Annotated in this window: 19 protein-coding genes and 1 pseudogene; 5 read left to right on the forward strand and 15 right to left on the reverse strand. The window is 71.9% G+C overall.

Annotated features, from left to right (window positions below; genetic code table 11):
• Window positions 1-464: 464 nt before the first annotated feature.
• Window positions 465-728: a hypothetical protein gene (locus ACQP2H_RS28795; RefSeq protein WP_433233716.1), complete on the forward strand. Its 264-nt coding sequence runs from the start codon at window positions 465-467 to the stop codon at window positions 726-728.
• A 106-nt stretch (window positions 729-834) separates the two neighbouring features.
• Here ACQP2H_RS28795 and ACQP2H_RS28800 read toward each other — a convergent pair whose 3' ends face one another.
• From ACQP2H_RS28800 to ACQP2H_RS28845, 10 genes are all read right to left on the reverse strand, one after another.
• Window positions 835-2,235: a class II fumarate hydratase gene (locus tag ACQP2H_RS28800; RefSeq protein ID WP_374197531.1), complete on the reverse strand. Its 1,401-nt coding sequence runs from the start codon at window positions 2,233-2,235 to the stop codon at window positions 835-837.
• A 162-nt stretch (window positions 2,236-2,397) separates the two neighbouring features.
• Window positions 2,398-2,640 (reverse strand): type II toxin-antitoxin system RelE family toxin, encoded by a 243-nt coding sequence (locus tag ACQP2H_RS28805; protein WP_219465025.1) that lies wholly within the window; start codon window positions 2,638-2,640, stop codon window positions 2,398-2,400.
• Window positions 2,637-2,936: a type II toxin-antitoxin system Phd/YefM family antitoxin gene (locus tag ACQP2H_RS28810; protein WP_219465027.1), complete on the reverse strand. Its 300-nt coding sequence runs from the start codon at window positions 2,934-2,936 to the stop codon at window positions 2,637-2,639. The genes ACQP2H_RS28805 and ACQP2H_RS28810 overlap by 4 nt, the downstream gene beginning before the upstream one ends.
• Window positions 2,937-3,218: 282 nt before the next feature.
• On the reverse strand, window positions 3,219-3,461 hold the full coding sequence (locus tag ACQP2H_RS28815; RefSeq protein WP_219465028.1) for a hypothetical protein: 243 nt from the start codon (window positions 3,459-3,461) through the stop codon (window positions 3,219-3,221).
• 608 nt (window positions 3,462-4,069) lie between these two features.
• The gene (locus ACQP2H_RS28820) at window positions 4,070-4,783 is read right to left on the reverse strand and encodes a hypothetical protein (RefSeq protein WP_219465029.1); all 714 of its coding nucleotides are present in this window, start codon (window positions 4,781-4,783) and stop codon (window positions 4,070-4,072) included.
• Between the two features lies 1 nt (window position 4,784).
• Complete coding sequence (locus ACQP2H_RS28825; protein ID WP_157746987.1) at window positions 4,785-5,054, reverse strand: DUF1778 domain-containing protein; 270 nt, start codon at window positions 5,052-5,054, stop codon at window positions 4,785-4,787.
• A gap of 117 nt (window positions 5,055-5,171) precedes the next feature.
• Window positions 5,172-5,735 (reverse strand): GNAT family N-acetyltransferase, encoded by a 564-nt coding sequence (locus tag ACQP2H_RS28830; RefSeq protein WP_219465031.1) that lies wholly within the window; start codon window positions 5,733-5,735, stop codon window positions 5,172-5,174.
• 38 nt (window positions 5,736-5,773) lie between these two features.
• Window positions 5,774-7,441 carry a fumarate hydratase gene (locus tag ACQP2H_RS28835; protein ID WP_357021260.1) on the reverse strand — a complete coding sequence of 556 codons (1,668 nt, stop codon included), beginning with the start codon at window positions 7,439-7,441 and terminating at the stop codon, window positions 5,774-5,776.
• Between the two features lie 67 nt (window positions 7,442-7,508).
• Window positions 7,509-8,951, reverse strand: coding sequence for a PQQ-binding-like beta-propeller repeat protein (locus ACQP2H_RS28840; RefSeq protein WP_374197532.1), 1,443 nt, complete (start codon window positions 8,949-8,951; stop codon window positions 7,509-7,511).
• A 172-nt stretch (window positions 8,952-9,123) separates the two neighbouring features.
• Entirely contained in the window at window positions 9,124-9,612 is a 489-nt protein-coding gene (locus tag ACQP2H_RS28845) for an Lrp/AsnC family transcriptional regulator (protein WP_219465032.1), read from the reverse strand.
• Between the two features lie 140 nt (window positions 9,613-9,752).
• Between ACQP2H_RS28845 and hppD the strand changes: the two genes are divergently transcribed.
• From hppD to hisC, 4 genes and pseudogenes are all read left to right on the forward strand, one after another.
• Window positions 9,753-10,958 carry a 4-hydroxyphenylpyruvate dioxygenase gene (gene hppD, locus ACQP2H_RS28850; RefSeq protein WP_219465033.1) on the forward strand — a complete coding sequence of 402 codons (1,206 nt, stop codon included), beginning with the start codon at window positions 9,753-9,755 and terminating at the stop codon, window positions 10,956-10,958.
• Between the two features lie 11 nt (window positions 10,959-10,969).
• Complete coding sequence (locus ACQP2H_RS28855; protein ID WP_219465034.1) at window positions 10,970-11,707, forward strand: RDD family protein; 738 nt, start codon at window positions 10,970-10,972, stop codon at window positions 11,705-11,707.
• A gap of 40 nt (window positions 11,708-11,747) precedes the next feature.
• A pseudogene (locus tag ACQP2H_RS28860) lies at window positions 11,748-12,778 on the forward strand (RDD family protein).
• Window positions 12,775-13,878, forward strand: a complete 1,104-nt coding sequence (gene hisC / locus ACQP2H_RS28865) for a histidinol-phosphate transaminase (protein WP_433229545.1) — start codon at window positions 12,775-12,777, stop codon at window positions 13,876-13,878. Before ACQP2H_RS28860 ends, hisC begins: the two are co-directional and overlap by 4 nt.
• A 70-nt stretch (window positions 13,879-13,948) precedes the next feature.
• Here the strand turns inward: hisC and ACQP2H_RS28870 are convergent, their stop codons facing one another.
• From ACQP2H_RS28870 to ACQP2H_RS28890, 5 genes are all read right to left on the reverse strand, one after another.
• Window positions 13,949-15,196, reverse strand: coding sequence for a PQQ-binding-like beta-propeller repeat protein (locus tag ACQP2H_RS28870; protein ID WP_219465035.1), 1,248 nt, complete (start codon window positions 15,194-15,196; stop codon window positions 13,949-13,951).
• Window positions 15,197-15,357: 161 nt separating this feature from the next.
• Window positions 15,358-15,840, reverse strand: a complete 483-nt coding sequence (locus tag ACQP2H_RS28875; RefSeq protein WP_219465036.1) for an SRPBCC family protein — start codon at window positions 15,838-15,840, stop codon at window positions 15,358-15,360.
• A gap of 108 nt (window positions 15,841-15,948) precedes the next feature.
• Window positions 15,949-16,158, reverse strand: a complete 210-nt coding sequence (locus ACQP2H_RS28880; protein WP_208567785.1) for a DUF397 domain-containing protein — start codon at window positions 16,156-16,158, stop codon at window positions 15,949-15,951.
• 201 nt (window positions 16,159-16,359) lie between these two features.
• Window positions 16,360-17,556, reverse strand: a complete 1,197-nt coding sequence (fahA, locus tag ACQP2H_RS28885; protein ID WP_433229548.1) for a fumarylacetoacetase — start codon at window positions 17,554-17,556, stop codon at window positions 16,360-16,362.
• Window positions 17,553-18,479, reverse strand: a complete 927-nt coding sequence (locus ACQP2H_RS28890; protein ID WP_433229550.1) for a hypothetical protein — start codon at window positions 18,477-18,479, stop codon at window positions 17,553-17,555. The genes fahA and ACQP2H_RS28890 overlap by 4 nt, the downstream gene beginning before the upstream one ends.
• Window positions 18,480-18,494 lie beyond the last annotated feature (15 nt).

Consider the following 18,494-nt stretch of genomic DNA (forward strand, 5'->3'; position numbering starts at 1 on the left):
GACGACCAGCCGACCCACCATGGAGGCGACGCGATGCCCCGGCTCACCTGGCGACACCGGCTTGCCCGCAGGCTCTGCTCCACCCGACGCCCCGACGCAGCCCCACCCGAGATGCCCCACCCCCTCGGCCGGGCCGACGAACCCATCCTCGGCCCGAGCGGGAACCCGGGCGACCGGCGAGCCGCCGGCCACCACCCGGCCCGGCCCGGAACCCACCCGGGCGGAACACCCGCTATCCGCCCTGACGCCGGGTCGGCCGCACCACCCACCGCCGGGTCGGCTCCGCCCGGGTGGGAGGACACCACGGTGTCGTTTCCGCGAGTGGGCCGGGTCGGTTGGCTCACGCTGGCCCAGGAGTGGCGGGCCAACCGGGGACGCCGATGAGCCCGGCGGTCACCCCGGGCGGATCACCCCGTCCCGGCGGACCACCTGACCCGGCCGGCCGGAGTGGGCCGCGCCAGGGGATACCGCGCCCGCACCTGCCGCTGCGCCCACTCTGGCTGTGTCGGGTGTGCGCCGCGCCGTGGCCCTGCGGGGCCGCCCGACTCACCCTCGTCTCCGAGTACGCCCACGACCGGGTCGCGCTCAACATCTACCTGTGCACCGTGCTGCACGACGCCGCCGCCGACCTGTACCGGCTCTATCCCGACACCGGCCCCGACCCGGCGACCCTCTTCGCCCGTTTCCTCGCCTGGGTTCCCCGCGCCCGCCCACCGACCGAGCCATGATCCACTCATGGGGGCCGATGTAGCGCTGTCGAATCCGTCTGACACCGCTCCATCGGCCCATAGGAGTCGATCAAGCCGGGCCGGGCCGGGCAGGGGCCGGGGTGGGTCAGGGGTGGGTCATCCGGAGCAGGTCGAGGGCCTCGTCGAGCTGGGTCTCGGTGAGTTTGCCGGAGTCGACGTGCCCCCGGGAGAGCACCACCTCGCGGATGCTGACCTGCTTCGCCAGCGCCTCCTTGGCGATCGAGGCGGCCTCGTCGTACCCGAGGTGGCGGTTGAGCGGGGTGACGATCGACGGCGACCCCTCCGCGTACGCCAGGCAGACCTCGGCGTCCGCGACCAGGCCGGCCACCAGGCGGTCGGCGAAGATCCGGCTGGACGCGGAGAGCAACTTGATCGATTCGAGCAGGTTGCGGCCCATCACCGGGAGCATCACGTTCAGCTCGAAGTCGCCCTGGCTGCCGGCGAACGCGACCGCCGCGTCGTTGCCGATCACCTGGGCGCAGACCTGCCGCACCGCCTCGGCGACCACCGGGTTGACCTTGCCCGGCATGATCGACGAGCCGGGCTGGAGGTCGGGGATGTGCAGCTCCCGCAGGCCCGCCCGGGGGCCGGAACCCATCCAGCGCACGTCGTTGGCGATCTTGTAGAGCCCGACCGCGACGGTACGCAACTGGCCGGACGTCTCGACCAACGCGTCCCGCGCCCCCTGCGCCTCGAAGTGGTTGCGGGCCTCGGTCAACGGCAGCCCGGTCGAGGCGCGCAGCTTCTCGATCACCTTGCCGGCGAAACCCAGCGGGGTGTTGATGCCGGTGCCCACGGCGGTGCCGCCCAACGGCAGCTCGGCCAGCCGGGGCAGCGCCGACTCCAACCGCTCGACGCCGTAGCGGACCTGAGCGGCGTACCCGCCGAACTCCTGCCCCAGGGTGACCGGGGTGGCGTCCATCAGGTGGGTACGCCCCGCCTTGACCACCGTCTCGAACTCGGCCGCCTTCGCCTCCAGCGCCTCCGCCAGGTGGCGCAGCGACGGCAGCAGGTCCTCCACCACGAACTGGGTGGCGGCCAGGTGGATCGACGACGGGAAGACGTCGTTGCTGGACTGCGAGGCGTTCACGTCGTCGTTCGGGTGCACGTCCCGGCCCAGCTCCCGGGTGGCGAGGGTGGCGATCACCTCGTTGGTGTTCATGTTCGACGAGGTGCCCGAGCCGGTCTGGAACACGTCGATCGGGAACTGGTCGTCGTACCCGCCGTCGGCCACGTGCGCGGCGGCGGTGGCGATCGCCTCGGCGACGTCCGCGCCGATCACCCCCAGCTCGCTGTTGACCAGGGCGGCGGCCCCCTTGATCTGGGCGAGTGCCTTGATCTGGGCCGGTTCGATGCCCCGGCCGGAGATCGGGAAGTTCTGCACCGCGCGCTGGGTCTGCGCCCGCCACAGCGCCTCGGCGGGCACCTCCACCTCGCCCATCGAGTCGCGTTCGATCCGGTAGCCCGCTGCCTCTGGAGTCGTCACCCGTCCCATCCTGCCCCGCGCTCCCCCTGCTCGCAGCGGGGCTCGGGAGAAAACGGGCGGTAGGGCAAGATCGTGCTCGATCAGGGAAAGAGTGGTGTCACCCGCCGCCCCAGGTTGGCCACTTGACTGTTGCAGCCGGGCAAGGTCGCCGGAGCTGGGTGCTTACGAGTAGACGTCCTTGCGATGCCCGACGTCGTGGACGGTCAACTCGTCGCCGTCCAGGCGGTAGAGGACCCGGTAGTCCCCGACACGCAACCGACGCCCGGACCCATCGCGCATCTCGGTCGAACTCTGCGGCACCGGGTCGGAAACCAGGCCGAGGATCGCGCTCAGGACAGTCAGGAACACGTTACGCGGCTGTTTGTGCAGCCAAACCAACACATCCCGGTCGATCTGAACCTTCACGCCGCCGCACCGCCGGCCCGGTCGGCCAACAGCGCTTCCACCTCGAGGGGATCAACTCCGAGCGACTCCAGAGCCGCCGACAGCGGCACGAACTGCCCCTCGGCACGAGAACGAGCGATCACCGCCGAGTCCCTGCGGTCTCGGAACGCCTCGATCTCCTCCCACTCGTCGATTCCGAGCAACACGGCGACGGGCCGCTCGTACTTGGTGATGATGACCGGCTCCCCGGTGCGCTCGACCCCGTCCAACACTCGGCCCGCGCCATCGCGGAACTCCCGCAGGGTAATCTTCATCATGTACCAACCGTACCACGCGGTACCCCGCTGCGCAGGGAGCAACTCCATACCCCCGAGGGGATCTCCACCCCGGGTGGTGCACGCAGGAGTACGCCACCAGCCATCGACCGGTCTTCCATGACCACAGGCCCGACGGTGCGCCAGAGCAGGCATCAGAGTTGTTCGAGGTAAGGGTCAACTACAACTCGGGCAGGCCGACCTCGATCGCCTTGCGCAGGATCACGGCGAGTTGCCGGTATCGCGGCACCGGCAGCACCGGGTCGATCTCGGCGGTCATGCCAGTCAGTCTTCTCCGTTGCGGATGATCTGCCGGATTCGCTCCCGGCTGTAGCCGGTGGCCGTCACGATGTCGACCTGGCGTGTGCCGTCCCGGTCAGCGGCCCGGATCGCCTCGGCCAGCTCGACACGCGCAGCTTTCACCTGGGCGCGGGCTTCAGCGATGAGCTTGGCCGCCCGCTCCTCGGCGCGGGGCACGCCAGCCTGCGCCGCGCGCAGCTTCCGTACCGCTGACTCCAGGTTGGCCACTCATCCATCGTCCCTGGCCGGAGAGTAGGCCAACCTATGCATCCAGCAACTAGGCCAATAGAATGACTTGAAGTTGTGCCAACTTTATCGTCTACCGTTTGGCATGAAGACGCATGCTGCAGGAGGAGCCTCCATGCCAAGATCCGAAGTTCTGGCGGTGGGACCGCGTGAGCTACCCGAACACGGAACCGTGCAGGTCTGGGTAGACGCCGGCAGTGGCGCAACCGGACAGCACGTCGTGGTCGCCGTGAAAGATCTCCGAATTGCCGGGCAGGACCGAGGGGAGGGCGCGACCGCGCTCTACGCAGTCCGGACGCGCTACCGCCAGGGCTGACCCGCATGCCCGGCGCCTCTACTACCGGGCATGCGTCCGCGAGTCGGCTAGCGCAGAAGAGCCTGCGGCACCACCTGTAGGAAGTGAGCCCGGCAGCCTTCCGGACGGTGGGTGGGCCGGGTTTCGCGCTACGCAAGACCCGGGGCATCGACCCGACTCGCGACTGCTGTAGCAACTGCACCGAAACGAGAACCGGTGAGGCTCGCCCCCCGCCACATGGGCACTCAATCACGACTGCCGGGTCCCTGCCTGGCAGCATACGAGGAACCAGTTCTCAGACCTCGCTGAAGGGATCCCTACCGAGCGCCACCTTGATGGCCTGTCGCAGGGAATCCATGGTGAAGGGTTCCGTGAGGTCGGCGCGATTCTCCAGCTCGCTGGCGATCGCCCGTAGTTCGTCTGGCGAAGCGACGACCGACGCCGCCTCACCGCGCGGGGTGGACAGGACGATTCCTGCCACACCCAGACCGCCACCGGCGCTCACCGTCATCTTGCCCGTGCTCAGTGCCCGCTTGGCTGTCTCGACCTTCATGACCAGCCGCAGGGCGTCGCCCTTGATCGGTTGAAAGCCCCGCTGCTGATAGTAGGCCGCCACCCGGCTGTTGATCGCGTCGACAACGATCAGACGACCGCCGGCTACACTCGTCGCCCTGATGATGACCTCTACGGCGTCCAGCAGAAGATCATCGCTGAGGCCCTGTCCCTGAATGGAGCGATCAAGGGCGAACCGGGTCAGCAGGTAGGCGGGAACGACGCTGAAACCGCCCGCCTGCCCACCGGTCAAGCCGGCCCGTTCGACCTGCGTCGGCGCAATCGAGTAGTAGGCCACCACGTCGTCGCTGCCCTCCGGGGTCCAGACATAGGTGCGGGACGTCCCGGCGCGCTGAGCACGGCGGGCCTGCTCGGCAAGCCAGATGTTCAGCGACGGCTCGCCACAGTCGAAGCAGGCGAGCTGGTGTTGGTCTTTAAGCCGGCCGGAAAGAAACAACTCACACCCGCCGGAAACGCCGGGGGCGGTTGGCGATCTCGGTAAGCACCGGCGCCTCGTCAGGTTCGTCGAGTGCCGCGATGAGCAGGTCAAACTGCTCTGCGGGCATAATGGTCCGTTCCGCCCTTGCGAGTACTTTGTCCGCCTCCGCACGGGCAGAACGCACCATGAAGGCCGACACTGGTTCGCCGAGCATCTCGGCCGCCTCGGCGATTCGCGACTTACTGGCCTCGTCCGCTCTCACCTCGATGCGCTCAGTCTTGGCGCTCATCTGAGACTCCATCCGGTCGTGTGCCGCTCCCGAACCTACTGTACGGCGAATGTACGGCATCGCACACCAGGTGCGGCAACCTCGCACATCACGGCGAAGAAGTCGTCAGCAGTCCCATCAGCCCCGTAGCGCACGTAGGCTCCACTCGCGCGCCAGGATGGCGTAGACGAGCTGGTCGGCCCACTCGCCTCGGAACAGATAGCTTTCGACGTGGTGCGCCTCCTGACGCATGCCGAGCCGGGCCATCAGACGGGCGGACGCAGCATTGCGCCCGTGACACCGGGCATAGATCCGGTGCAGTCCGAACTCGGTGAACCCCCAGTCCAACAGCGCCGTGGCGGCCTCCGTAGCCAACCCGCGACCTCCCCGGTCGGGATGGAAGACGTACCCGAGTTCAGCCGTGCGGTCGGTCTGGCTGCGCCAGACCAGCTCCACCGTCCCGATGACCTCGACGTCGGTGACCACGGCCAACGTCAGGCAGTCCCCCTCGGCGCGGAGCGCGTCCTCGCCCGCCATGGCGACCACCGACGATCGCGACTCCTCGCGGGTACGCGGCCCGCTGAGCGTCCAGCGGAAGACCTCCGGTCGACACTGCCAGGAGCACACGTCATCGAGATCGTCCAGCGTGACCGGACGCAGGGTGAGCCGCGCAGTACGAATCGGGTACGTCGGTCGGAACATCAAGCGATGTTAAGGCGTGTGCGTGGCGAGTTGACTCGTCAGCGGCGGCCCACGGTCAGCACCGGCTTGGTGACCTCGGCGAAGAAGTCGTTGCCCTTGTCGTCGACCACGATGAAGGCCGGGAAGTCCTCCACCTCGATCTTCCAGACCGCCTCCATGCCCAGCTCGGCGTACTCCAGCACCTCGACGTGCTTGATGCAGTCCTGGGCCAGCCGGGCCGCCGGGCCGCCGATCGAACCGAGGTAGAAGCCGCCGTGCTGCTGGCAGGAGCGGGTCACCTGGCCGGAGCGGTTGCCCTTGGCCAGCATCACCTGGGAGCCGCCGGCCGCCTGGAACTTCGCCACGTAGGCGTCCATCCGGCCGGCGGTGGTCGGGCCGAACGAGCCGGAGGCGTAGCCCTCGGGGGTCTTGGCCGGGCCGGCGTAGTAGACGGCGTGGTCGCGCAGGTACTGCGGCATCGGCTCACCGGCGTCGAGCCGCTCGGCGATCTTGGCGTGGGCGATGTCCCGGGCCACCACCAGCGGGCCGGTCAGCGACAGCCGGGTCTTCACCGGGTACTTCGACAGCTCGGCCCGGATCTCGGCCATCGGCCGGTTGAGGTCGACGCGCACCACCTCGGAGGCGTCGAGGGTCTCGTCGGTGACGTCCGGCAGGAAACGCGCCGGGTCGGTCTCCAGGCGCTCCAGCCACACCCCCGACGGGGTGATCTTGGCGACCGCCTGCCGGTCGGCCGAGCAGGACACGGCGATCGCCACCGGGCAGGACGCGCCGTGCCGGGGCAGCCGGACCACCCGCACGTCGTGGCAGAAGTACCGGCCGCCGAACTGCGCGCCGATGCCGAAGTTGCGGGTCAGCTCCAGCACCTCGGCCTCCAGCTCCAGGTCCCGGAAGCCGTGCGCGCTCATCGAGCCGGAGGTGGGCAACGTGTCGAGGTACTTCGCCGAGGCGTACTTGGCGGTCTTGAGGGCGTACTCGGCGGAGGTGCCACCGATGACGACCGCCAGGTGGTACGGCGGGCAGGCCGAGGTGCCGATCAGCCGCAGCTTCTCCTCCAGGAACTGCATCATCCGCGTCGGATTGAGCAGCGCCTTGGTCTCCTGGTAGAGGTAGGACTTGTTGGCCGAACCGCCGCCCTTGGCCATGAACAGGAACTTGTACGCGTCGGGGTGGCCGTCCGGGTCCTCGGCGTACAGGTCGACCTGGGCGGGCAGGTTGCTGCCGGTGTTCCGCTCGTCCCACATGGTCAGCGGGGCGAGCTGCGAATACCGCAGGTTCAGCCGCGTGTACGCCTGGTAGACCCCACGCGAGATCGCCTCGGCGTCGGAGCCGTCGGTGAGCACGTGCCGGCCCCGCTTGCCCATCACGATCGCGGTGCCGGTGTCCTGGCACATCGGCAGCACGCCACCGGCGGCGATGTTGGCGTTGCGCAGCAGGTCCAGCGCGACGAACCGGTCGTTCGGGGAGGCCGCCGGATCATCGATGATCGACCGGAGCTGGGCCAGGTGCGCCGGCCGCAGGTAGTGGGCGATGTCGTGCATCGCCTCGGCGGTCAGCGCGGTCAGCGCCGCCGGCTCCACGGTCAGGAAGCGGCGCCCCCCGGGCCCGTGGACGACGTCGACGCCCTCGTCGGTGACCAGGCGGTATTCGGTCTGATCCGGACCGGTCGGCAGCAAGGGGGCGTACGAGAACGCGGCGGCACTGCTCATGTCGGAAAAGCCTAGGGCAGACCGGTCGATCGGTGACACCCGCCGGGTGGGTCGTGGGACGCCGCTCTCACCCGTCGCCGTTGGCGCAGAGTTCCCGCTTCGGTCCGCAACTGTCCTCGACGTCCGGTACGCCACCGGTACGCCCCGGGCCGGGCCCGCCTTGACCGTCCGACCCGGCCGGTGGCGCGGCGGGTGGCGGCGCACCGGCACCCGCGCCGAACCGGACGTACCCGATCTCCCGCCCCTCGCCGACGACCATGCCGTTGCGGCCGACCGCGAGCGCATTGGCGCTGGTCCGCAACACCACCAGTTCCTTACCGGTACGCGGGTCCACGGCGACCAGCCGACTCGGCTTGTCCCCGGTCAGCACCGCCGCGTACGGGGTGAGCGCCGCACCCGCCTTCGCCCCGGCCGGCCGGGTCCAGCGGGCCTTGCCGGTGCCCAACTCCCGGGCGATGACCGAATCCTTGTCGGCGCTGCGCACCAGGGCGTACCGGTCGTCGACGGCGAGCAGCTTCTCCCCCTCGGCGTTCACCAGCAGCACCCGGCCGTCGTAGCCGTCGAGGACCGTCTCCCGCCCGTCGGGGCCCACCCCGATCAGCACGCTGCGGGCCCCCTGCGGGTCCTCCCGCTGCACACACCCGGCACTGTCGGCGGTGCGCAGGTTGAGCCCGGTGCGCCGCCACACCTCCTGCCCGGTGGCCGGGTCCCGGGCCGAGACGGCGTACTGGCAGCTGCCGTCGACCGACACTGCGGTGATCTTGAGCATCCGGCCGCCGACGACGGACAACCGCTCGTCGCGGCCCGGCTCGACGTTCTGCACGACCCGGCCGGTGGCGGTGTCCACCACGTGCACCCGGCCGTCCACCGGGAACCCGAGCAGCGGCGGCACCGCCTCCGGCCCGGCCACCCCCTCGTCGATCCGCAGCGCGGTAAACCGCCGGGTGCCGAGCAGGCCCGGGTTGTCGGCGAAGAGCCCGGTGCTGACCCCGGGCAGGAAGGCCGTCCACAGCGGGCTGTTACCGCGCGGGTCCCAGGCGCTCAGCGTGCAGTCGGTGGCGGCCACGCACCGGGCGTCCAGCAGCATGTTCCGGTACGTCCAGACGGCCACCGCGTCGCCGTCACGCCGACGTACCGCCCCGGTGGTGGGATCGAGCAGCTCGTACCCCTTGACCAGGAGCTTGCCCACGGCGACGACGGCGTCGCGGTCGCCGCCGGCCACCGCCGACCAGTCCGCCTTGCGCTCCCACAGCGGGGCGCCGGTGGCGAGGCTGCGCACCTCCGTGCGGGTACGTTGCTCGACCACGACGGTGTCACCGACGATCGTGACGCTCTTCGGGGTGCCGCCGACCCGCTGCTGCCACAGCACGTCCGGTTCGGAGATCGGCTCGCTGCGGTCGACCCAGTCCCACACCCCGGGGAAGGGGTTCCACACTCCGGTGACGGCGAGCGCGATCACGACGACGAGCCCGAGCAGCAGCCCTCCCCGCACCCCGCCAAGGCCCTTCACACCGCACACCGTAGCGACGTTCACCTCCCCGCCCAGCCCCCGCGCCGGAGTGTCGCCCCGCTTTCTCCCTGGCGGGGGACGCACCCGGCGGGCAGACCGGACGCATCACAACATCGCCGAAATAGCGTCCACAGAGCCTTCGAATACCGCTATATCAGCCCAATTGCCCTGATCACGACCCGGCGGCGGACCGCAGCAACGGCAGCGTGCGGTAGGGGATCTGCTCGGCGAGCGCGATGATCGTGGAGGCCCGGCGGATCGCCTCGGACGAGACGATCTGGTCGATGACCCGTTGCAGGTCGGTGTTGGAGCGCGCCACGATCCGGCAGAGCAGGTCGCTCGCCCCGGTGATGGTGTGCGCCTCCAGCACCTCGGGGATCGCCGCCAGGTGCGCGGTGACCGTGTCGTGGCCGTGCCGCTGGCTGATCTCCAGCGTGACGAAGCTGGTCACCGCGAAGCCGATCGCCGCCGGGCGGATCTCCGGCCCGAACCCGCCGATCACCCCCCGGTCGACCAGCTTGTCCAGCCGGGCCTGCACGGTGCCCCGGGCCACCCCGAGCCGACGGGAGCATTCCAGCACCCCGATCCGGGGTTCGTCGGCGAGGAGCTGGACCAGCCTGCCGTCCAACGCGTCGAGCTGTGCACCCTGTGCAGCGTTCATGGCTTGACACCCTACCGATTGCGCAACCTGACCAGGGTAAAACGTGAGTGTTGCCCAGTGGACGGGCCCACCGCGATGCTGCCTGCAAGAGCTGACGGACCACCGGCCCACGACGCCGGCCACAACCGAGGGAGGCCACCGTGACCCAGGCGATCGACCGACCCCAGTCGACCGAGGACATCGACGTCGACACGCTCGTCGGCGCAGTCGACCACGACATCACCCGTGACCCGTTCCCGGTCAAGGGCCTCGACCACGTGCACTTCCTGGTCGGCAACGCCAAGCAGGCCGCGCACTACTACTCCACCGCGTTCGGCATGACCTGCGTGGCCTACCGGGGGCCGGAGCAGGGCTACCGCGACCACGCCGAGTACGTGCTGACCAGCGGCTCGGCCCGGTTCGTGCTGACCGGCGCGGTCCGCCCCGACGCGGCCGGTGCCGAGCACGTCGCGAAGCACTCCGACGGGGTCAGTGACATCGCGCTGGAGGTGCCGGACGTCGACGCCGCGTACGCGCACGCGCTGACCCAGGGCGCCACCGGCCTGGTCGAGCCGCACGACGTGACCGACGCGTACGGCACCGTCCGGCTCGCCACCATCGCCGCGTACGGCGACACCCGGCACAGCCTGGTCGACAGGTCCCGCTACACCGGCCCGTTCCTGCCCGGCTTCGTGGCCCGGGGCCCGATCGTCGACCGGCAGCCGATGATCGCCGCCGGCCTCCAGCCGAAGCGCTTCTTCCAGGCCGTCGACCACGTGGTCGGCAACGTCGAACTCGGCCGGATGGACGAGTGGGTGGAGTTCTACAAGCGGGTGATGGGCTTCTCCAACATGGCGGAGTTCATCGGAGACGACATCGCCACCGACTACTCGGCGCTGATGAGCAAGGTCGTCGCCAGCGGCACCCGGAAGGTGAAGTTCCCGCTCAACGAGCCGGCGGTGGCCCGCAAGAAGTCGCAGATCGACGAGTACCTGGAGTTCTACCAGGGCCCCGGCGCACAGCACATCGCGGTCGCCACCAACGACATCCTGGCCAGCGTCGACGCGATGCGGGCAGCCGGCGTCGAGTTCCTCGACACCCCGGACTCCTACTACGACGACCCGGAGCTGCGGGCCCGGATCGGCAACGTACGGGTGCCGATCGAGCAGCTGAAGTCCCGCAAGATCCTGGTCGACCGGGACGAGGACGGCTACCTGCTCCAGATCTTCACCAAGCCCGTGCAGGACCGCCCGACGGTCTTCTTCGAGCTGATCGAGCGGCACGGCTCGCTCGGTTTCGGCAAGGGCAACTTCAAGGCGCTGTTCGAAGCCATCGAGCGCGAGCAGGAAGCGCGCGGCAATTTGTAACACTGTCTCGCGTGACGCAACCTCCGAGCTACCCGACACCGCCGGCCGGTGGGCCTGGGCCCGCCGCCGGCGGCTTCGCCCCGCCCGCCGGCCCACACCCGCAGGGGTACGCCGTGCCGCCGCAACCCGGCCCCTACGCCGCCCCGCCCGGCGGCTACCCGCGACCCGGCCCGTACGCCGGGATGCCCGGGTACCCGCCGCCGGGACCCGGCATGCCGCCGCCCGGTTTCCCCGGGATGTCGCCGCGTGGGCTGCCGCTGGCCAGCTTCGGTGACCGGCTGCTCGCCCTGCTCATCGACGGGGCGGTGCTCGCCGCGGCCAGCATGGTCTTCATCGTGCCGGCCTTCATCGTCTTCTTCCAGATGGTCCTGCCCGACCTGACCACCACGGCAGACGGCACGCCCACCTCCGACCCGTTCACCAACTTCCTGATTCCGATGCTGGTGTTGCAGGGCGTGATCTTCGTGGTGGCGTTCGCCATGAGCTACGTCTACCAGGTCGAGATGATGTACAAGACCGGGCAGACCATCGGCAAGCGGGTGATGAAGATCCAGGTGGTGCCGCTCGACCCGGCCGCCACGCTGACCCGTACGGCCGCGGCCAAGCGGTGGGCCGCCGCCCAGATCGGCGGGGCGATCATTCCCGTCTTCAGCTACCTCGACGGGCTGTGGCAGCTCTGGGACAAGCCGTGGCAGCAGTGCCTCCACGACAAGTTCGCCGGCACCATCGTCGTTAAGGTTGCCGGGTGAGCGAGCAGAGCGACCGTACCGGACAGCGCAGGGCGAAACCGTGAGCGTGCAGCCAGGGTGGTACGTCGACCCGGCCGAGCCGACCACCCGACGGTGGTGGGACGGTGAAGGCTGGATCGGTGCCCCGATCCCGGTCGACGCCACCCCGCCGGACGGCCCGCCACCGCCCGAGCCGGAGCCCGCGGCCGAGCCGCCCGCCCCGACCTCCCCCGCCGACGCCCCGCCGACGGCCGGCCGGCACCCGTCGGCCCCGGCCGCTCCCGGCACCTCACCGGGCACCCCGGCCCGCCCTGGACCGGGCAACCCACCGCAGGCCAACCCTGGACCGGGCAACCGGGAGCGGGCCAGCCCGGACACCCGTGGGCCGGGCAGCCGGAGGGTCACGGGGCCGGGCAGCCCGGCGGGCCGCCGCCCGGCTGGCCGTACCCGACCTGGCCGGGGCGTCCGCCGGAGCCACGCCCACACGGTGTGCCGCTGGCCGGCTACGGTGCCCGGCTGCTCGCCCGGCTGATCGACTTCGGGGTCGTCTTCGGGCTCAACGCGGTGGTCAACGGCTGGTTCGTCTGGCGGTACTTCGAGGAGACCGCGCCCTACCTGCGGGAGGCGGTCCGGCGGGCGATGGCCGGCGACTCCTCCCGGGATGGGCTGCCCGCCATCGGTGAGCAGGCCGGCGGCCTCCAGATCGCCATCCTGGTCATCGCGACCGCGCTCTGGTTCGCCTACGAGGTGCCGACGATGGCCTCCGGTGGGCAGACCCTGGGCAAGCGGCTGCTGCGCATCCGGGCCGTGCCGGTCGACGCCGACCAGCCGCTCGGCTTCGGTCGGGCCACCCGGCGGTGGAGCACCATGGGCATGCCCACCCTGCTCTGGTTCTGCTGCGGCTTCGGTCTGCTGCTCCAGTTCGTCGACGCGGTATCCGCGCTGTTCGACCACCCGCTGCGCCAGGCGCTGCACGACAAGCGGGCCCAGACCGTCGTGGTGCAGGTGCCGCGCGCCGACCACCCCGACACCCCCACCGACGACACCGCCACCGACCGCACCGACCCCGAGCCCCCGGGAGACACCCCATGACCGACACCGGACGTCACCAGCCCCCGCTGCGGCTGACCCGCGCCGACCTGGACGCCCTGCCGACCTACGTCCCCGGGCGCAGCCCCGCCGACCTGGCCCGCGAGCTGGGGCTGGCCGAGGCGATCAAACTCGCCAGCAACGAGGTGCCGTACGGGCCGCTGCCCGGAGTGGTCGAGGCGGTCACCGAGGCGGTCACCGGTTCGCACCGCTACCCGGACATGGGCGTGGTGGCGCTACGCACCGCACTCGCCGAGCGGTACGGCGTGGACCCCGACCGGATCGCCACCGGCTGCGGGTCGGTGGCGCTGGCCGAGCACCTGGTCCGGGCCACCTGCCTGCCCGGTGACGAACTGCTCTACTCGTGGCGCTCGTTCGAGGCGTACCCGATCATCGCGGCGACCAGCGGCGCGAGCAGCGTGCGGGTGCCCAACGACGCCGGCCACGGGCACGACCTGGCGGCGATGGCCGCGGCGGTGACCGACCGGACCCGGATGGTGCTGGTCTGCAACCCGAACAACCCCACCGGGACGGCGGTGCGCAAGCCGGAGCTGGACCGGTTCCTCGACGCCGTGGGCGACGACGTGCTGGTCGTCATCGACGAGGCCTACCGGGAGTTCGTCACCGATCCGGCGGTGCCGGACGGCCTCACCTACCTGGACCGGCCCAACGTGGTGGTGCTACGCACCCTGTCCAAGGCGTGGGGGCTGGCCGGGCTGCGGATCGGGTGGCTGGTCGGCGCCCCCGAGGTGGCCGCCGCCGTGCGCAAGGTGGTCACCCCGTTCTCCACCAGCACCGCCGCCCAGGCGGGCGCACTGGCCGCGCTGGCCCAGGCCGACGAGGTCGAACGACGCTGCACGCTGGTCGTCACCGAGCGGGACCGGGTCACCGAGGCGCTGCGCAAGTTCGTCCCCGACGTGCCGTCCAGCCAGGCCAACTTCGTCTGGTTGCCGCTGGGTGAGCGGGCCGTGGCGTTCGGCCGGGCATGCGAGGCCCGTGGCGTGATCGTCCGGCCGTTCGCCGGGGACGGGGTGCGGGTCACCATCGGTACCCCGGCCGAGAACGACGCCTTCCTGGCCGCCGCGGAGGCCGCCCTGTCCTGAGTTCGCCGGGGCGCGGGGCGGGGCGGTCCCGCCGGGCCCGCAGTCAGGTCAGGGCCCGCCGGGGCCGGGGTCAGGTCGCGGCGAGCACCACCGGCTCGGCCGTCAGGAAGTACGCCTGGTCGTCGTCGTCCGGGTCGGCGCGCTCCCGCAGCCGCTCCACCGCGACGTAGCCGCCGGCCGCGTACGCCCGGCCGGGTTTCCAGCCGATGCCGTCCCGGCCGGGGGTCATCGGGAACCGGGAACGCTGGGCGCCGGTGACCGGGTCGAGGGTGACCAGTTCCCGGCGTTCGGTCAGCACGTAGAGCCGACCGGCCTCGGTGGCGAGGACGGTCACCGGGCCCAGGTCACCACGCTGCCAGCGGCCCTTGCCGCTGCGCGCCTCCCAGCCCTTGAGCACCCCGCCGTCGTCGCCGACGGCCAGCTCACCGACCAGGGTGGTGCCGGCGGCGTCCAGGGCGGGGGCGGCCATCGGCGCACCCGGGCCGACCTGCCAGCCCCGACCACCGGAGCCGCCGTCGGTGCGCAGTGCCCGACACTGCGACCGGGGGGTGAGGCAGCCGACCGGGGTGACGGTGAACCGGTCGGGGGCGTCCGGCGGTCGCCAGCGGGTGGTGACCGTGCCGGTGGACACGTCCCGGAACTCGACCGTCGTCGGGCCGGCGCAGGAGTCGACGGAGAAGACCTGCCCGGCGGCGGTGGTGCCCAGGTCGGTGCGGCAGTCCCGGTCGCCGTCGACCCGCCAGAGCGCGCGCCCGTCGGCGAGGTCGTAGCCGCGCAGGCCGCCGACCCCGGAGACCACCAGGACCGTCCGGCCGCCCGGGGCGGGGGCGACGGAGATGCCGCGCGGGTCCCAGACGGTGGCCGCCCCGGTGCGCCGGGCGGGTGGGGTGTCGGCCGGCGTCGGCCCGTCGGCCCGCCAGGCGACCCGGCCGGTCAACGCGTCCAGGGCCACCAGCTGCCCGTCCGACCAGTGGCTGAGCACCGTCGTGCCGGCCGCCAGCATCCCGTCGAGGGTGGCCGGCCAGCGGCGGTACGACCAGAACGGGGTGACCCGGTTGCGGCCGTCGGCCGGCTGGTCGGCGTAGAGCTGACGCTCGGCGGCGTAGACCCGCAGCCGTCCCGCCACCACCAACGGTGCGGCCGGCAGCCGACCCACCACCCCGATCGCGGGGGTGCCGGCGGGCGGCGGTGCGCCCCGGGCGGGCGTGACGACCTCGGCGGGGGCGAGCACCCGGTAGCCGATGCCGGCGACCGCCGCGAGGGTGAGCAGCGTGGTGGCCGCGACCACGAGTCGCCGCCGTCCCTTCGGGAATCCCATGCCCACCTCCGCCCGGCACCCTACCCAGGCGTCCCCCCTCGGGACCGGTCAGGTCGCGTCGCGTCGTGCGAAGGATTCCGCCGACCGGTTCCGGTGCGGCGCCACCGCCCCCGGCCTGCGGACGGCGCGGGACGCGCCACGCGGGGCGGGCGGGAACGGGGTCAGGCGGCGGTGGCCCGGCCGGTGCTGTGCACGGTGGTGGCCAGTGCGGTCAGGTCACGCCGGATCGCGCCCTCCACGGTGCGGGCCGCCAGACCGCCGAAGAGCAGCGCCATCATCCGACCGTACGGGGCGGTCGGCACCGCCCGGTGCTCGACGGTGACGGCGGTGCATGCGCGGCGACGGCGCTGGACGGCGCGCAGGGTCCAGGTGATCCGGTAGTCCACCCCGATGCCGGGGGAGCTGAGCACCAGCCGGTGCGGTGGCTCGGCGGCCAGCACGAGGAACTCCTCCGCCTGGTCGCCGCCGTCCGGCCGGGTGCGGGTCTCCCGCCACGCGGTCCCCGGGCCGAACGGGCCCGGGGTGAGCGGCTCGACGGCGCTGACCGTGCAGAGCCAGTCGACGCGGACCGGCAGGTCGGTCAGGAGCGCCCACACGTCGACGACCGGCGCCTCGATGAAATCGGTGACCGCAACCGTCGACATGACACCTCCCGTGTCGTCCACCGTACGGCGGGTGAGCGGCCAGCGGGGGGCCGGACGATGAAATTTCCGTCACCGGTGCCCCTGTCGAGGCACCGGTGACGGGGTTGATCAGGGCCGCAACAGCCCCGCCCGGACGGCGTCGACGAACGCCGTCCAGCCCGGGGGGCCGATGACCAGGGCCGGGCCCGACGGGTCCTTGGAGTCGCGTACCCCGACCACTGCTCGGGTACGGACGAGATTGTCCGCCACCTCCACGCAGAGCCCCTGGTCGTTCGAGCGGCTGCTGGTGCGCCACACTGCGCCGACGAGATCGTTCATGCTCCTACCTCCTGTCCGCTGGGACGTTTCACGCCGACGCACGCCGCGCCGCCGACGGGGGCGGGCGGCGCGGGGTGTGCCGACGGAATCCGGTGGAACAAACGCGGCAGGAGACGCCGAAGATCGGACAGCCGGTGCGACCGGCGCGACCCGGTGCCGGGCGGCCGGTCGGTGCCCGGCGGTCCCGACCCGGACCGGGGCTCAGCGGGCGGGCAGGATCTGCCCGGTGACCTCGCCGAGGGCGATGGTGGTGCCGTCCGGCCCGGGGGCGGTGGCCCGCAGGGTGACGGTGTCGCCGTCGGCGAGGAAGGTGCGGGTCTCCCCGCCGACGCTGACCGGTTCGGCCCCACCCCAGGTCAGTTCCAGGAACGAGCCGACCTGCCCGCGCTGGGGGCCGGAGACGGTGCCCGAGGCGTACAGGTCGCCGGTCCGCAGGGACGCGCCGTTGACGGTGAGGTGCGCCAACTGCTGGGCGGGGGTCCAGTACATGCCGGCGAACGGCGGCTCGGTGACCTGCTCGCCGTTCCACTCGACCGAAAGCCGAAGGTCGAGGCCCAGGTGCGGGGTCTGCCGCAGGTAGTCCTGCACCGGCGGGTCCTGCTGCGGGGCCGGCACGAACGCGTCGGCCAGGGCGTCCAGCGGGGTCACCCAGGCCGAGACGGAGGTGGCGAAGGACTTGCCGAGGAACGGCCCGAGCGGCTGGTACTCCCAGGCCTGGATGTCACGGGCCGACCAGTCGTTGACCAGCACCACCCCGAATACGTGGTCGGCGAAGTCGGCGGTGGGCACCCGGTCGCCCAGCGCGCTCGGCACCCCGACCACGAAGCCCACCTCGGCCTCGATGTCGAGGCGTACCGACGGGCCGACGGTCGGGCCCTGGCCGGTGGCCCGTTGCCCGGTCGGGCGGACCACGGGGGTGCCGGAGACCACCACCGTGCCGGCCCGGCCGTGGTAGCCGATCGGCAGGTGCTTCCAGTTGGGCAGCAGCGGGGGCTGGCCGGGGCGGAAGATCTGCCCGACGTTGCCCGCGTGGTGCTCCGAGGAATAGAAGTCGACGTAGTCGGCCACCTCGAACGGCAGCAGCAGCTCGACCTCGGCCAGCGGCACCAGCAGCGGCTCCACGGCGGCCCGGTGCGCCGGGTCGGTGAGCAGCTCGACGAGGCGCTGCCGGACCGACGTCCACTGCGGGCGACCGAGCGCCATGAAGGCGTTGAGGGTGGGCCGGCGCAACGCCCCGGCGGCGAGCACCAGCCCGGCCGACTCCGCACCGGCCAGGTCGAACACCAGGTCGGCGACGCGTACGCCGATCCTGGGCGGCTGCCCGTCGTGCCGGAACACCCCGTACGGCAGGTTGGTCACGCCGTACGGCGAGCCGTCCGCGCCCGTCACCCAGCTCATCGGTCGAATCCCCCGTTCACCAGCCCCAGCCGGATCAGATCGGTCAGTGGTTCCCGGACGCTGCACGAGCCGAACCCGACCCACAGCGGGCGGTCGGCGTCACGGGCCGCGCGGGCCGGCTCGACCAGCCGCAGCGCGTCGGTGTCGGCGAGCAGCGCGGCGACGACGTCCACCTCGGCGTCGGCAGCGGCGGCGAGGGTGGCGGCCAGCACGTTACCGAAGCCGTGGTGGGTGAAGCCGGTCTCCGGGTCGAGGTGGCGTACCGCGTGGTGCAGCCCGGCGGTCAGCTTGAACGGCAGGTCCCGGTCCCGGCAGGCGCAGATCACCGCGGCCAGTTCGACGGGGGTGGGGAAGAGTTCGGCGGCCAACCCGCCGGTGCGGAACTTCGCGGCGATCGGCACGTCGGCCGCGCGGGCCTCGGCGAGGGTGTCCAGCGCGGCGCTGAGGCCGAAGGTCAGCGGTAGCTCGGCGTACCAGGCGACGGCCGGCCCCTCGGAGCGGGCCGGCTCCCGGTCGGGGTGGTCCCCGGCGATCCGGAGCAGCTCGGTCAGGCCGGGCTGCGGGTCCTCGCCACGTCGGGCGACCGCCACCTCGACCTGCCGGACCACGAGGCCACCGGCGGCGAGGCGGGTCAGCGCGGCGGGCAGCCTGGCGATGCCGGTGTCACCGATCAGCCCGACCTCGAAGCCCGCAGCCTGGTCGGCCTGATCGGTCTGATCGGTCTGGCCGGTCTGGCTGGTCAGGTCGGTCAGCGTGTCGGCGGCGGAGGCGGGCACCAGCAGCGGGCCGACCAGGTCGGCGTACCAGGAGGCGCGGTGCTGGTGGTGTGCGGTGACCGCGTCGGGCAGCGACGCGCTGCCGGGCGGGAAGACGGCGGCGTCGTCGACGAGTCCGGCGAGGAGGCGGGGGACCTGCGTTGACACGAGACAAGAATCTAC

The sequence above is a fragment of the Micromonospora sp. CA-248260 genome (assembly GCF_050942205.1).
In the GTDB taxonomy this organism is placed as follows: Bacteria; Actinomycetota; Actinomycetes; order Mycobacteriales; family Micromonosporaceae; genus Micromonospora; species Micromonospora antibiotica.

Bases quoted from the DNA above. Each gene is read 5' to 3' on its own strand.
- ACQP2H_RS28875 (WP_219465036.1), bottom strand. From the start codon at position 15,840: ATGTCGACGGTTGCGGTCACCGATTTCATCGAGGCGCCGGTCGTCGAC.
- ACQP2H_RS28880 (WP_208567785.1), bottom strand. From the start codon at position 16,158: ATGAACGATCTCGTCGGCGCAGTGTGGCGCACCAGCAGCCGCTCGAAC.
- ACQP2H_RS28835 (WP_357021260.1), bottom strand. From the start codon at position 7,441: ATGAGCAGTGCCGCCGCGTTCTCGTACGCCCCCTTGCTGCCGACCGGT.
- ACQP2H_RS28810 (WP_219465027.1), bottom strand. From the start codon at position 2,936: ATGATGAAGATTACCCTGCGGGAGTTCCGCGATGGCGCGGGCCGAGTG.
- ACQP2H_RS28830 (WP_219465031.1), bottom strand. From the start codon at position 5,735: ATGTTCCGACCGACGTACCCGATTCGTACTGCGCGGCTCACCCTGCGT.
- ACQP2H_RS28825 (WP_157746987.1), bottom strand. From the start codon at position 5,054: ATGAGCGCCAAGACTGAGCGCATCGAGGTGAGAGCGGACGAGGCCAGT.
- fahA (WP_433229548.1), bottom strand. From the start codon at position 17,556: ATGAGCTGGGTGACGGGCGCGGACGGCTCGCCGTACGGCGTGACCAAC.
- ACQP2H_RS28845 (WP_219465032.1), bottom strand. From the start codon at position 9,612: ATGAACGCTGCACAGGGTGCACAGCTCGACGCGTTGGACGGCAGGCTG.
- hisC (WP_433229545.1), top strand. From the start codon at position 12,775: ATGACCGACACCGGACGTCACCAGCCCCCGCTGCGGCTGACCCGCGCC.
- ACQP2H_RS28870 (WP_219465035.1), bottom strand. From the start codon at position 15,196: ATGGGATTCCCGAAGGGACGGCGGCGACTCGTGGTCGCGGCCACCACG.